Annotated in this window: 14 protein-coding genes; 4 read left to right on the top strand and 10 right to left on the bottom strand. The window is 48.4% G+C overall.

Features of this window, described 5'->3' with window-relative positions; genetic code table 11:
- Positions 1–5: 5 nt before the first annotated feature.
- The 4 genes from NWAT_RS08195 to NWAT_RS08180 all read right to left on the bottom strand — a co-directional run bounded on the left by NWAT_RS08195 (position 6) and on the right by NWAT_RS08180 (position 3,772).
- The gene (locus NWAT_RS08195; RefSeq protein WP_013220642.1) at positions 6–1,214 is read right to left on the bottom strand and encodes an efflux RND transporter periplasmic adaptor subunit; all 1,209 of its coding nucleotides are present in this window, start codon (positions 1,212–1,214) and stop codon (positions 6–8) included.
- Positions 1,215–1,217: 3 nt separating this feature from the next.
- Positions 1,218–2,612: a TolC family protein gene (locus NWAT_RS08190; protein WP_232420072.1), complete on the bottom strand. Its 1,395-nt coding sequence runs from the start codon at positions 2,610–2,612 to the stop codon at positions 1,218–1,220.
- 124 nt (positions 2,613–2,736) lie between these two features.
- On the bottom strand, positions 2,737–3,240 hold the full coding sequence (locus tag NWAT_RS08185; RefSeq protein ID WP_013220640.1) for a hypothetical protein: 504 nt from the start codon (positions 3,238–3,240) through the stop codon (positions 2,737–2,739).
- A gap of 130 nt (positions 3,241–3,370) precedes the next feature.
- Positions 3,371–3,772 (bottom strand): hypothetical protein, encoded by a 402-nt coding sequence (locus NWAT_RS08180; protein WP_232420071.1) that lies wholly within the window; start codon positions 3,770–3,772, stop codon positions 3,371–3,373.
- Positions 3,773–4,282: 510 nt separating this feature from the next.
- On the opposite strand from NWAT_RS08180, the gene NWAT_RS08175 reads away from it, so the two are divergent.
- Positions 4,283–5,029 (top strand): flavodoxin family protein, encoded by a 747-nt coding sequence (locus NWAT_RS08175; RefSeq protein WP_013220638.1) that lies wholly within the window; start codon positions 4,283–4,285, stop codon positions 5,027–5,029.
- Between the two features lie 36 nt (positions 5,030–5,065).
- On the opposite strand, the gene NWAT_RS08170 is transcribed toward NWAT_RS08175, so the two are convergent.
- Positions 5,066–5,656, bottom strand: coding sequence for a hypothetical protein (locus NWAT_RS08170; protein WP_013220637.1), 591 nt, complete (start codon positions 5,654–5,656; stop codon positions 5,066–5,068).
- 280 nt (positions 5,657–5,936) lie between these two features.
- Between NWAT_RS08170 and NWAT_RS08165 the strand changes: the two genes are divergently transcribed.
- A complete protein-coding gene (locus NWAT_RS08165) occupies positions 5,937–6,440 on the top strand; it encodes a hypothetical protein (RefSeq protein WP_232420070.1) in 504 nt (167 codons plus the stop codon).
- A gap of 53 nt (positions 6,441–6,493) precedes the next feature.
- Complete coding sequence (locus NWAT_RS08160) at positions 6,494–7,135, top strand: hypothetical protein (RefSeq protein ID WP_013220635.1); 642 nt, start codon at positions 6,494–6,496, stop codon at positions 7,133–7,135.
- A gap of 70 nt (positions 7,136–7,205) precedes the next feature.
- Here NWAT_RS08160 and NWAT_RS08155 read toward each other — a convergent pair whose 3' ends face one another.
- Positions 7,206–7,862, bottom strand: coding sequence for a DUF6629 family protein (locus NWAT_RS08155; RefSeq protein WP_013220634.1), 657 nt, complete (start codon positions 7,860–7,862; stop codon positions 7,206–7,208).
- A 266-nt stretch (positions 7,863–8,128) separates the two neighbouring features.
- On the opposite strand from NWAT_RS08155, the gene NWAT_RS08150 reads away from it, so the two are divergent.
- A complete protein-coding gene (locus tag NWAT_RS08150) occupies positions 8,129–9,772 on the top strand; it encodes an AI-2E family transporter (RefSeq protein ID WP_013220633.1) in 1,644 nt (547 codons plus the stop codon).
- Positions 9,773–10,051: 279 nt separating this feature from the next.
- Here NWAT_RS08150 and NWAT_RS08145 read toward each other — a convergent pair whose 3' ends face one another.
- From NWAT_RS08145 to ppsA, 4 genes are all read right to left on the bottom strand, one after another.
- Positions 10,052–10,267, bottom strand: coding sequence for an amphi-Trp domain-containing protein (locus tag NWAT_RS08145; RefSeq protein ID WP_013220632.1), 216 nt, complete (start codon positions 10,265–10,267; stop codon positions 10,052–10,054).
- A 663-nt stretch (positions 10,268–10,930) separates the two neighbouring features.
- On the bottom strand, positions 10,931–11,347 hold the full coding sequence (locus NWAT_RS08135; RefSeq protein WP_013220630.1) for a DUF4112 domain-containing protein: 417 nt from the start codon (positions 11,345–11,347) through the stop codon (positions 10,931–10,933).
- A gap of 18 nt (positions 11,348–11,365) precedes the next feature.
- Positions 11,366–11,524 carry a YqaE/Pmp3 family membrane protein gene (locus NWAT_RS16140; RefSeq protein ID WP_013220629.1) on the bottom strand — a complete coding sequence of 53 codons (159 nt, stop codon included), beginning with the start codon at positions 11,522–11,524 and terminating at the stop codon, positions 11,366–11,368.
- Positions 11,525–11,805: 281 nt separating this feature from the next.
- Positions 11,806–14,190, bottom strand: coding sequence for a phosphoenolpyruvate synthase (gene ppsA / locus NWAT_RS08125; RefSeq protein WP_013220628.1), 2,385 nt, complete (start codon positions 14,188–14,190; stop codon positions 11,806–11,808).
- Positions 14,191–14,223: the final 33 nt, after the last annotated feature.

Here is a 14,223-nt window from a genome sequence, read left to right as displayed (position 1 = left end):
CGAAATTACTGGGGGGCCATGGCTTCGCCGAGCTCGGATTTGAGCACAAAGCTGTTGTCGGCGGCATAGCGTTCCCCGGCGGAGAGGCCGTTTACCATCTCTATCCACTGCCCGTTTCCGCTGCGGCGCCCGAGGGTAATGGGTCGTACTTCAAAACCATTTCCGTGTTGGACGAATACCACCGGTTGGTTCCGGTAGGTTTGAATGGCTTCGGCGGCGACCGCTACCGGGACGGGGATTTTCTTTTCCGCCACTTCCACTGTCACGAAAAGACCAGGACGCCAGCGTTCCTCGGGATTGGGAATATCCACATGAGCCTGGGTGGAACGGGTTTGGGCGTCAATCAGATACCCCAAATAAGAAATAGTGCCGGTCGCCTCCAGCCCCAGTTCTTCGGACCTCACCGTGACTTTCTGGCCCAGATGAACTTGGTTGAGATCCTCTGTGTAGACGGTAATGGTTCCCCAGACCGTGGATAAATCGGCAATCATAAAAAGTTCGGCGTCCGCCTTGACGGCTTCGCCCCGGACCACGTGCTTGCGCACGACCCGGCCATCAAAAGGGGCTCGGATGGGATAGCGGCTCAGTTTTGACTGGCTTTCTTGGGGAATGGTGTCCAAGGCATCCTGGGTGAGTCCTAAAGCAAGGAGACGTTGGGCGGCGGCGGTGACGACGATATTGGCTTCCGCCAGGGCTGTTTTCGCCGCCAAGTAGTCTTGCTCGGCGGAGACCTTCTCCCGCCATAAACGCGCTTCCCGGTCAAAAGTGATTTGCGCCAGTTCCCGTCGCTTAATAGCGGTATAGTACTGGCTTTTTAAATCCGCCAATTCCCGGCTTTCCAAAACGGCTATGAGTTCCCCCTTTTCAACAGGCGCACCTAGATGCTTGTAAGCCGCGGTGATAACGCCTTCCACCCGGGGGACTACATGGGCTACGCGGTTTTCATTGAATTGTATCTCGCCAGGGAGCTCCAGAACTGTTTTGATTTGTACCGGTCCCGCCACTTTGACCCGAATGCCCGCCTTTTGTTGAGCCTCGGGCGTGAGGGCAATATATTTTTCTTCAGGAGAATTTGTCTTAGTTTGGGCTTGTTGGTTAGCGGAAGGGGTGCTTTTCTCATTCACGTGGGGGGGCTTCATTTGCAAAATGAACCAGCCCAGCAGGAGCCCCATCCCAATGATGCTCAGGACGGTGAGCAGGGTTTTGTTTTTCATCCTTCATTCCCCCTTAGCGCGGGCTGTTTCAAGCGGTTCCCCAATGAGCCGTTCGACCTCGGCGGCGGCCTGGTGGTAATCGGTGAGGGCGCGTAGATATTGGGACTTGGAGTCAAAAAGAGTGCGTTGTGCGTCCAAAACGCTCAGAAAAGCGAATTTGCCCAGACGAAAGCCTTTGTTGACCGCATCGAAGGCGTTTTGCGCCCCTGGCAGAATCTGGGTTTTGAGAATCGTGGCTTCAGCATGGGCAGCAGCCAGGCGCTGATAGGCAGTACTCAAGGCCGTGGCCACCTGCACTTGGGCGGCCCGGCGCGCTTCCTCCGCTTTGGTAAGTTGGCGCTCTGCCGCCAGGATGCTGCCTTGGTTCCGATCAAACAGCATCAAGGGAATGGAAATGCCGGCTAGGAGGGCATAATCTCCAGTGTTGGCATATTCAGTTCCGCCGAAGTTCACTGTGATATCGGGTATGGCTTTGCTTTTTTCTAAATGGATGAAAGCTTGGCGCTGGGCGATTTCGGTTGTCCAGCGGGCAAGATCAGGATTTTGGCTGATCAGTTGGGTCAATTGTTCCAAGGAGGGGAGGGAGGCAACATCGCCCATCTGGCCAGCCGCTTGCTGAAAGTGGGGTGTGGTACTTCCCCAGGTGGCCGCGAGTTGTTTCCTGGCGGTCGTAAGATTCCGCTCGGCACGGGTAAGTTGAATGTGAACCGAAGACAGCGCTACCTGAGCCTTGGTTTCTTCCACAGGTGAGATTTTACCGGCCTGGACCCGCTTGGAAACTGTAGTTGCAACCTGCTGGGCGAGGCTTACAAGCTGCTGTACTAGGGCCAGCCTTCTCTGTGCGCTTAATACGGCAATGAAGGATTGAGCCACTTGGGTCAGCACATTAACCCGTTTGGTTTCATAATCCCAGCCAGCCAAGTCTTGGGTCAGCTGAGCAGCCTTGATTCGTTTCGCGATTTTTCCCCCCAGAAGAATAAGCTGACTAAGCTGGACCGTAGTCGAGGCGCCATCGGGACCTTTGAGTGTGGCATTGCCTAGGTTTGAACCTTGCACACTTAGCCGGGGGTTAGGTAACAAGCCTGCTTGGAGCACCCTTGCTTCTTGCACCCGGATTTCCTGGGAGAAAGCAGCTAGAGTTGGGTTTTTGAGCAAGGCCAAAGCCGCCGCTTGTCGCAGTGTAAGGTTTCCTTTCGGCTCGTCCTTTTTGGCCGGCGTGGAAAGGGAGGCTTCTTGAAACTTGCGAATCAATGGGGTTTGTGGTGGGGAGTGGGTTATCGGCGCCGGCTTTGATGAGAGAGAATTTGAACTCTCGGCCGGAGGGGAATAAGCACGGCACCCCACTACTGATGTGAGCAGGCTTACTAACAGCAGAATTGAAAAGTATTTGTAAAGCATATCCGGTTTTCCATCCTTTCCCATGAAGGATACGGCAGGTCGCCAAAATAATAATGATTAGGGGAAGGGAAATTGAAAGTTTCCCTGCAAGAGGGTTGAGGACTGGATGCAACCCTCTTGGAACTTAATTCAGCAGGACAGTGGTGCGGATATGTAAGGGTATTAAGAGGATATTATCCGGTGGCGGCTGACTTAAATAGAGCGGATGCATGAGTTCCGCCAAAGCGGGAAAGGGGGGGGCAGTTGCCAGAAAGAGGAAGGTAGGAGACGATGTAATTTTGTTGTTTTCTGATTTTTTAGAGGCTGTGATGGTTGCCTGCTGCTCTAATGGCAGGTGAATTATATGGTCGGAATAGTCATGGCCCGCCTGGTTGGATAAAGCCAATAGCGTCTTATCAAGGAAGTCATGCTGGTAGGCTGACAAAGGGGACTTGGCGGCAGGTTCGTGTTCGTCTATATAACCTGGATGATGGAGCGCGATCTGGATTTTATCGCCGTGGTAGGTCAAGAATATTTTATGGGCATGACCCACGCTTGCCAGCAGTAGGGGCATGGCCTGAGCGCTTCCTACCCAAGCCAGAAAATAAGCTAGTAGACAAAACCAGCCGATAAACCGCCGTTTATTCATGCTTGGGTAGGGTAGCTTAAGATAATAGCCATGGCAACTTATTTTAATCCGCCAATCAAGTAGGCAGGAACCCCCCGAAGCAGCTTAGTGCCTGGCATCGAGGAATCCCTACGTATTGTTTCTGGGCAGATCACTGAGCGCACTTATCTAATGCTTTCTGCCGCGCTGTTATTTGGGCATTAGTGTGATCTTTTGAGGCTGTGGTACACCACCTGTAATGATGGGTGTAGCTGGCACTCCAGGTAGGTCCTGATAGGCTACACTCGGCAGAAAGATTGGCCTTGTTCTGCCCAATAGCTACGATGCTATATATATGGCATCCTTTATCGGCGCCGGCGGGAAATTGGACTCCAGGGCATTTGGCCAATTGGCCTATGCGGGCGGTATTTTCGTTTTTAGCCGCTTTATTTGAGGCATTTAGGCACCATTCAGTATGGTGGGCAGCATCAGAACTCCATCGAGGCATAACATCATAGCCACAGTTATTTTTAATATTTTGCTCATTTTGAGCAACCGCGGTTTCAGTGTACATAGAACAGTATATTTTATTAGCGGCATAAGAGGATGAATACGGCCCTATGAGCCCCAGCATTAAGAGCGGTGATAACCATTGAATTTTTCTTTTAAGTGATAAGTTCATTGTTATTAATCTCTCCTCAGTATCTAAATGATTATTTTATGGCTGAGCAGCAATCATAGGCGATAGCAATAGATTAGAGAAAGGATATAGCATACCCGCGACAATGGGGAATCCCTCGAATATTATATACAAGTATAAGGTGCTTTTGAGGCCGCAACGAAGTGTGCCTGGCTTTGAGCGTAATCAGATGCGCATAGGGTATGATTATTCCTCCAAAGTATGCTATATCCGACATTATGAGCCGTTTGAAAAGCTAATTGTCATGCAGAATGTGTAAGTCAAGAGATATATGAAATTTGAAGGACATCAGGATGGAAGCAGCACCGCCAGGTGCTGTAATTATTTGACCATTAAAATAGGGGCAGTCGGGGTATCTATAGGAGAGAGGAAAGGAGAGTCGATATGGTTCTGAATGAAAAGCAAAAGTCCCTTTGCAGGGGGCATCGCTTCGATTTTTCCGGTCTGAGAGCTTTGTTTCTTAATTGTACCCTCAAACCTACTGGAACTCTGTCCCATACGGAGGGGTTGCTAGAGGTTTCCAAGGCCATCATGGCAGCCAATGGTATTACTGTGGAGATTTTACGTCCAGTGGATTACGATCTGGCGCCCGGTGTTTACCCTGACATGACCGAGCATGGTTTTGCTCGGGATGAATGGCCCCAACTTTGGGAGAAGGTAAAGGCTGCTAATATTCTGGTGCTCGGTACTCCCATTTGGCTCGGTGAGGAAAGTTCGGTTTGCCGTCGCGTGATCGAGCGGCTTTATGGGGAGTCGGGCAAGCTGAATGAGAAAGGCCAATATTTCTACTATGGCCGGGTAGGCGGCTGTATCGTTACCGGTAATGAAGATGGCGTCAAGCATTGCGCTATGACAGTGCTCTATGCTTTACAACACCTGGGCTATACTATTCCCCCCCAGGCCGATGCGGGCTGGATAGGTGAGGCTGGCCCTGGCCCTTCCTACCGGGACAAAAGCTCAGGCGGGCCGGAAAATGATTTTACCCAGCGCAACACGACTTTCATGAGCTGGAACTTGATGCATATGGCGCGTCTGTTAAAAGAAGCGGGTGGTATCCCCGCCCATGGCAACCAACGGTCTGAATGGGAAGCGAGCTGCCGTTTCGACTATCCTAACCCGGATTATCGGTAAGAGAGTACCGATTCTGAGAATACCAGCAGGGGGAGGTTAGGCATTAAAGATGAATTTAGAAGGGTTGAGACACCACAGCAGGATGCCGCCCTGGGCTGCACCAACAATACTCCAGCCAATAGCCCAACTTAGTGGATCGCCCATGGCTCCTGCAATAGTTCCACCCATGGCCCAGCCAAGCGCAATGCCGAGGGCCGTCACGGCTATTTGTTTCTTCTGAAGGTGAAGTGGCTCCAATGTTAGCGCATAGCCGGTTACCCATCCACCTATAGCGCCAACCGTCGCCCATCCTAAGGGCCAACTCAGAGCAATACTCAAGGCATCACCGATAGCGCCTACAATGGCCTCGAAAAAGGCCAAATTAATAGCCCAGCCCAAGGTCAGCACAACTACTTGCTTGCTTTGAATGGAAGGGTTGACTATGGTTAAGGCATACCCGGTCGCTAGACCGCCAGTGGCTCCGCCAATGACCCATCCCATAGCATCGCCGATGATGTCATCGCCAAAGGCCCAACTGAGAACGATGCCAATCGCCCCAACCATGACCCAAGCACTGATCATCAGCACCATAAATTTTTCCCGGTTAGGTGTAAAGCCAACGGGGTTGGCAGACGGTAACAGACCCATGAAATTCTCTTTGCTGTTGCCTGATAATGACTAACATTATAAGCACTTCTAAATACCAAAAATAACTACAAATTATATAACTATTTAGAAAATGGCAGTATCGTGTTTTATACAAATAATAAATTTTGAAGTCGTTGCCGCTCGCATTTCTAGAGGAATATTAATTCTATTATGGTTTGCCTAACGGTTAAAGAAAAGATAACACAGAAGAATAGTTAGTAAGGAGAATGCTATGGTGAAGATACAGAGGAATATTGTGCTTATATGGATAGGATTCATAGTGTCTGCCTGCGGGGCTATACCTATCACGGATGGAGCGCATTCTTCTCTTCCAAAAGCAGGTTCCGTCGTTATTGTATGGGGTAGTCATCCTGTAGTGACTGATACGATGAGTATTTGGTTACATAAACAGGGACTCGTTCCCATCGAGCGAAATTGGCTTGAACAGACTTTAAAGGATCAGGACGTGATTTTATCTAACTCTGATGATGATCAAGTGATTGTCATTGAATCGGCAAAAAAAATGCACGTCGATCTGGTTGTTTTTGGGGATTTAGATCAAGAAATTCGAGCACCCATGGTTTCCGTTCGAGGGTTTAATGTAGATTCTAACCGAGTCCTGTGGGAAGGAAGCGCCCATTATGACCAATATATTAGCGTACCATTAAATCATGCTCTGGTTGACTTGACGTGTCAGGCACTTGCCACCGCCTGGGGATTGCGGGAGAGAGGGAAGAGTTGGTTCCGGACATCAGGAGATATATGTTTAATGGATTCTAAATAGAATGATAATCAGAAACCTAGACCGCGCACTAGGATTTAAAAATAGGCGATAAAATGATATCTCAAAATTTCCCTAATTTGAAAATGTACTATGTGCAAAAAAAACTATTTTTTACCTTAGCAAAAATAGCGATAATTTTTATTTATGGGCTTTTTATCTTATCTTTTATGGGGTGCTCAGCAACGCGCTCGATTACCGAGACAGAACGAACCTTCCTGGAACAAGTTCTGATTACGCAGTCGGTAAAAAGCAGTTTAAACCATGCAAAAATACCGCTTCCGGACGGCGCTTCTGTCCAGGTGAGGACTTCGGGTTTAACAGAGGATCAATATTTCGCTATAAAAGTGTTTGAAGCATGGCTTGGCCAGCAAGGATATAAGGTGATTGAGGATAACGCGGACTATGTAATACGAGTAGTTTGGCATGGAATTGGCACTGGTCATAACGAATTTTTCTTTGGGTTTCCTCCTATTAACAGCACGCTTATTCCCTTCTCGACTCCAGAACTCAGCTTTTATAAGGCGGTTGAACAAGATGCAAGGACGCGCTTATCCATAAGCATTATCAAGAAAGAAGACGGTCAATTTGTTTCTGCGACGCCTGCTTATGAAGGTAAAGCCTACTATGCGGTAAAAACCTTCTTGTTTGGGTTTACTTTTGAATCAACCAATCTAGCGCCTCCTCCGCCAGAATAAGGCAGCATGTTCTAGAGGGGATTGCCTAGCAGGGTTGGAGGTATAACTTATAAGCCGATGAAATCCAGCTTTATATCCGTTTAGAGGTCATATCCATCGTCCGGCGGATATGAAAGTGGCCATAAATTAATACGCTCACAATGGCGGCATAGAGACACCACAACGAAGTAAATGCCTCTGCTTTGAAATACATGACTTCAAATATGCCCAGCAGGTTAGCGACCCCCAGGCCAATCAAGTAATTGTAGCCGGAAAGAAATAACGGGCCGCAGGTGGCGATGACATAGACCACCGCCACTGTCGTATAGTTGGTGCCCTCATTCAGATAAACGATACTATTTTCAGCCTGAAAAATACGCGTATCGAATGCCGTTAAGGCCCATAGAATGTAGAGCGCCAGCGTTATGCCGATCACCATAAATGGTACAATCTGCCTGCGTTGTCTCTGGCCAGGCTCGATGAGCCATACTGACAATGGCATCAGGATCGGCAGCAATCCTTGCGCGTAGAGCATAAAAGCGGCACCCATGCCGTTGAGAACCGCCGGCGACAATTTACCATCCAGACCTAGCCAAACAAAACCTTCGATAATCTGATGGAGGGCAAACAGCAGTGGCAAGGCGGCAAAAAGCACTTCGTTAGCATGCTTTACACGTGCCAAGGTTGCTATGCCGACGCTGGCAATGACCGCGCCTCCCACAAAATTAGCGGTAGCTGAAAAACACATAGATAAAAATCTCTTGCGTGGTGTTATTAGTTTCTGTATTCGATCATGGCAGGATTCTCATGAAAATAGCAGGAATTGATTGATCCATGAGTATCTTCAAACCTTCAGTTATCTTTTTTTTGGCAATTTTGGAAGAATTCCAACCTTTTAGCAAGCTTATCCTCTAGGGGTATACTCTGAGAGAGAAGACTTTTCCAGTTGCTAGGCTCCAAGGCTATTCCCCATAGCTTTATTAAGGTATTAAGAGCCATTTCGGAGAGTATATTATGAATGCGAGGCGTCAGCTTAGATTTTGGTTAATTGGGTTTCTGTTCTTTCTTATTTCGGTTTATCTGCTGCGGGAAATTTTGTTGCCATTTGTGGCAGGCATGGTGGTAGCTTATTTAATTGATCCCCTGTGTGATTGGCTTGAGCGAAAGGGATGTTCGCGCACGGCGGCGACGAGCCTGGTAACCGCAGGATTTATTCTGGTTGTCAGTATGGTCTTGCTGCTGCTAGTTCCACTATTGCGAAGTGAAATCGTGCATTTGATAGAAACACTGCCCTCCTTGATTGCTCGGGCACAGGATTCAACCTGGCCTTGGTTGCAGTTGCTTCAAGAGCGTTGGTCTATTGATATGTCCCAGATTCAGGATGCCGCCAGGGAGCAGGCGGGCATGCTGGTTAAGTGGGTAGGCAAGACCGTAGGGACGATTCTAAGTAGCGGTTTAGCGTTAGCTAATCTTTTGTCGCTCGTTTTTATTATGCCGGTGGTAACCTTCTATCTGCTGCGGGATTGGGACAAACTGATAGCCCAAATCGATAGTCTGTTGCCGCGAAAACATGCCCCTGTCATTCGGGAGCAAGTCAAGCTGATTGATACGGTTTTATCGGGTTTTATACGCGGCCAATTCAGCGTATGTCTGTTGCTTGGCGCTTTCTATGCTGTAGGGTTGGCTCTGATCGGGCTGGATTTCGGATTGATGGTGGGCATGCTTGCAGGGCTGCTCTCCTTTATCCCTTATGTGGGCACTATCGTAGGTTTTATTGTGGGGCTTGGGTTAGCCTTTGTGCAGTTCTCCGAATGGACCCCCATCTTTTTAGTGGCGGGAGTTTTTATCATAGGACAGGTTATCGAAGGTAATGTGCTAACGCCCCGTTTGGTAGGGACTCGCGTAGGATTGCATCCAGTCATGGTCATTTTTGCCCTTTTAGCTGGGGGAGCATTGTTTGGTTTTTTGGGTATCTTGCTGGCCGTTCCGGTAGCTGCGGTGGTGGGGGTGTTAACCCGGTTTGCAATTAAACAGTATGTCACGAGCCATTATTATCTGGATCTCAGCCCGGCGGCAGATTCACCAGCCCAATTAACCCATGACGATGTTTCGGAAGGGAAGGCATTAACAGAAGGCGGGGATCGGCGAGAACATAAGGTATTACAACAAAGTCCCCCGATAGGGGTAGCCCAATATTCGTTGCTCACAACCTGGCGTATAGAAGCACCGATCGAAGCCGTCTGGAATGCTATTTCCAATACCGAGAACTGGCCAGCATGGTGGAATTATGTGGAGCGGGTAGTTCAATTGGAGTCAGGCGATAAAAATGGTTTGGGTTCCCGTTATTGCCTCCTATGGCGAACTCGTTTGCCCTATAGAATTTCACTGGAGTCCAAAGTAACCCGTATTGAAGCGCCTGTTCTTGTTGAAGCAATAGTGAGTGGTGATGTAGAAGGGTGGGGGCGATGGCGTCTTGCTAGCGAAGGCAGTATCACAGAAGTGCGCTATGATTGGCATGTGCGTGTCACCAAGTTTTGGATGAATTGGCTAACTTCGTTGCTAAAGCCCGTTTTTAAATGGAATCATAGCGTGGTCATGCAACAAGGTGGCGAAGGTTTAGCCCGTCATCTTAATGCCCGTTTTCTTGGCATGGAGTGATGAAAAACTTAGCGGCGGCCCTCAGCGGTTGTCGGAGCGCGTAGCGTGGAAGCCATCCGCCTGCAGGGCTTGGTTTAGTGTTCCAGTTTTCAGAAGTTATGTGCGGTTTTTCTCTTTTTTATTCCCCCACAGGGGCAAGCGCATCCTATTGAATGAAATTCGCACTCATTCGCTTCGATCCTTCCGGCGCTGTAGGAAACTTCGTCAGTTAAGCAATCCGATGGTGATCTGGCGATGGACTGGACCGAAGCGATTAAGCGTCGGGCTACAACGCCCCTATTAGGCTTTCCACTTGATTTGGAATTCAATCTCTTCGTCGCCACCCTCACGTTCATGTTCGATATTATAGATAGCGTCCACCGGTACATAGATTCTCTCGCCTGCAATCTGGATCTCGAATTGCTTTCCAGTTTCCAGGCAATCAGCTAGGCGGCGTAGCTTTGCAATAAAATCTTTGGTGGGGTAAGTCTTTTCTAGGTCTCTATCTGGTTTCATGAATTCGGCTCCTTTGTGTATATCGTATACTTTTTATTTCCTGAGGTAGTGATTAAGCTTTCCTTTACAATATTTGATAGCATGGTGAAAAGTAACTTCCCCTTTATCCAGTAAGACAGCAACTATTCTCAAGCGGCTAACCAGTAGACTAAGTCCTAATAGGGTTAATATAAAACCGGGTACTCCGATAGGAGGGATGGAAATAAGGATACCGGCGACCACCAATAGAAGGCCCATGATTATATAAAAAGGAGTTTCCCAGGATTTTTTTTTGCTTTTTCGTCGTTGCTGAAATTTATAATGTTGGGCAAAGCGTTCACCACGCTTTCCTCGATAAATTTGTAATATATTTATTTTCGCCTTATGGAGCATATTCCTGTAATTTTTCATTAGGCTTAATTGCTTTATCGAGTTTTTTTATGGCATTTAAATTTATAATTAGTTTGATAAAATCGCAGGAGGTATTTTTTGGGGCTGATGGCTTTTTCCAGATTAATCTAGGAAGGTTGTTAGTTAGTAAACCATAGGACCTGTAAAAATAAGGAGAAAATATAAATCTCTCCATACGCCTGGTATTATTTCTTTAGGTGGTATGCCACTCACCCTTCAGCACTACTTTGGAATATAGGGTGGTTGTTGCATAAGCATGAAAGCGGGACTTTATTATAGGGTTTTTGGTAGTGTGGGGGACTGTTCTGGCTCAGAAACTTTGGCAAGGTGTTCGTTAAGCAATCGTATATTTTTGCGGTTAGCTTTCCAGCGGATATCGAACAAATCGCCTACCACGGGCACTGTGCCCACGAGGCCGTCAATAGCCACGTTCCAGATCATGCGCAGTAGCACTGCCTTGGGTATGCCTAGGCGCTGTGCCTCGAGTACCAGGTAGGCGGACACGGCAGTGGTGATCCCATCCCCCACCCCTGGGATGAGACCGACCAGGCCATCCGCTCCGATCCGCCAATTGGTGCCTGGAATGCGGAACCGATCATCCAGCCAATAAGCCAGCTTAGCGAGTCGTTCGCGCTCCTGGTGGGTACGTAACTGAGGATCATGGGGTGGTGGCTGCGATGGTAAAGCCATGGGTTTAGTCCTAAATCTTTAGCGTCTTGCAATGATCCATACGGCATGAATGATGCCGGGGATGTAGCCAAGCAAGGTCAGCAGGATATTCAACCAGAATTGACCACCGAGGCCGACCTGCAAAAATACCCCTAGAGGAGGCAGCAAAATTGCAAATAGAATACGTACCAAATCCATAATTTAATAACCTCTTAATGATCGGTTTAACAACAAGGGTTCTCTACGCTTTAAATAAGCATAGCCGCTCCTATTTTTTTTGCCACCATAATAATGGTTCTCTTTATTAAAATCTGATCGTATGGATTGCTATTTTGGCTAGGGAAGAGACTAAGGAAAATAAACCCTGCTTCCAAGCTGAAGGCAAGAGTGTAGTAAAGTGGGTTAGAAAAATTTCTGAAGGAGTATTTTCATGAGTTAGAAATAATCTAACCCCCAAATATATCTCCTCCTTGTCGTGATTATCCTTCTTTTTTTTCAGCCGTAGCGATTTGTTTCTTGACCTTAACAAAACTATCCGGATTAACAGAAATAGAATCGATATTGGCTTGTACTAGAAAATGAGCGAATTCTGGATAATCACTGGGGGCTTGGCCACAGAGACCTATTTTGCGCTGTTTCTCATGGGCGTAGCGAATGACGGTGGCGATCATTTCCTTGACAGCATCATCTTGTTCGTCAAAGAGCGGTGCGAGTCTATTGGAATCCCGATCCACGCCTAAAACTAATTGGGTTAGATCGTTGCTGCCAATGGAAAATCCATCGAAACGATCCGCGAATTGCCGGGCCAGAATGACATTAGAAGGAATCTCACACATGACGTACACCTGAAGCCCATGCTCGCCTCGGGTTAATCCGTTCTCGGCCAGGACCTCCAGCACCTTATCCGCTTCCGCGGGAGTACGGCAAAAGGGAATCATGATAATGATATTATCAAGCCCGATTTTCTCCCGGGCTTTTCGAATGGCCCGACATTCCAGAGCAAAACCCTCCCGGTAATCCTCGCTATAGTAACGGCTTGCGCCGCGCCACCCGAGCATGGGGTTGGGTTCCTTAGGTTCAAAGGCACGGCCGCCAATCAAGTCGGCGTATTCGTTCGTTTTAAAATCACTCATACGCACAATAACGGGCTTTGGATATTGGGATGCGGCAATGCGCGCAATACCCTGGGCCAAGGTATCGACGAAATATTGAGGTTTATCCTCCCAGGTGGCCGTTAATTCATCAATTTTTTGGCGGGCTTCCGAATCTTCTAGCTTATTCCATCGGATGAGAGCCATGGGGTGGATTTTGATGAGATTATTGATAATAAATTCCATTCGGGCCAAGCCTACCCCATCGCTAGGCAATGGCCACCAGCGCAGGGCGCCTGCCGGATGCGCCAGATTAAGCATGACCTGAGTTTTAGTGCTAGGAATATCTTCTAGGGAAAGATCTTGGGTTTCAAAATCGGCAATGCCTTCGTAGATAAAACCTTCATCCCCTTCAGCGCAGGAGACGGTGATGGCTTGGCCGCTCTGTAAAATTTCGGTACCCTTGCCGGTACCTACAATGGCAGGGAGTCCTAATTCTCGGCTAACAATGGCGGCATGGGAAGTACGCCCACCCTGATCGGTGACGATGGCCGCGGCTCGTTTCATAATGGGGACCCAATCCGGATCGGTCATGTCGGTGACCAGTACACTATTATCTTCAAAGCGATCGATATCAGCAGTGCTATGTAATTTGCAGACTTTACCCGCCGCAATGGCGCTGCCAATGCTAAGCCCGCTGAGCAAATGTTTCCCCTTTTGTTTTAGGGTATAAGTCTTGAGCAAGGAATCTTCTTTGCGAGAGTGAACAGTTTCTGGGCGGGCCTGGACAATAAAAAGTTCATGGGTTATTCCATCTTTAGCCCACTCAATATCCATGGGGAAGCCGTAATGATCTTCGATAGTGGCTGCCCATCGGGCCAGGGTGAGAATTTCGTCATCGTTTAATACTGGATAAAGACGCTCTTTGGTAGCGGTATCGAGGGTTTGTATGGGTTTTTCCCCTTCCGTGGTATAAACAATTTTTTGAGCTTTCTTGCCAATTTTTTTCTTGATAATGGGGCAATAGGCGGAGTTTTTGAGCAAGGGTTTAAAAACCATATATTCATCCGGGTCCACGCTTCCCTGGACCACACTCTCGCCCAGTCCCCAGGCGGCATTGATGAGCACTGCATCAGGAAATCCGCTCTCCGTGTCGATGGAAAACATCACCCCGGCGCCGGCCCGATCCGAGCGGACCATCCTCTGGATGCCGACTGAAAGCGCTACCTTCAGGTGATCGAAGCCGTGATTTTCGCGATAAATAATGGCTCGGTCAGTAAATAGGGAGGCAAAACAACATCGGCAAGCATCCAGCAGATTTTCTTCTCCGCTGATATTGAGAAAACTTGCCTGCTGACCAGCGAAACTTGCTTCCGGAAGATCCTCGGCCGTGGCGCTGCTGCGCACCGCTACATCCGGGTTCTGACGTCCTATTTGTTCGGCTAGCTGCTTATAGGCTTGTGTAATAGCTTGCGCGAGGGGAGCAGGGAAATCAGCCTCATAGAACCACTCTCGTATGGTTTCGCCGACTTTTGCTAATAATTGCTGATCTTTCCTTAGTTCTTCTAGCTGTTGCGCGATTTTCTCTTTAAGATGATTGGCCTCTAGGAAGTCCCAATAAGCCTGAGCCGTGGTGGCGAAACCCTCGGGAACCTGGATGCCTGTTTCCTGTAGTTGTTGGATCATTTCTCCCAACGAAGCATTTTTACCCCCTACCAAGGGGACATCATGGGAAACCAGGTTTTCCAGCCACCTGACGTACTGTTCAGCCATTGTTTTCTCCTGACGGATTTATGGAGACACTCC

Source organism: Nitrosococcus watsonii C-113 (assembly GCF_000143085.1).
Taxonomy (GTDB): domain Bacteria; phylum Pseudomonadota; class Gammaproteobacteria; order Nitrosococcales; family Nitrosococcaceae; genus Nitrosococcus; species Nitrosococcus watsonii.
Note: the sequence above shows the minus strand (reverse complement) of the source record. Positions and strands in the feature narration are given on the sequence as shown.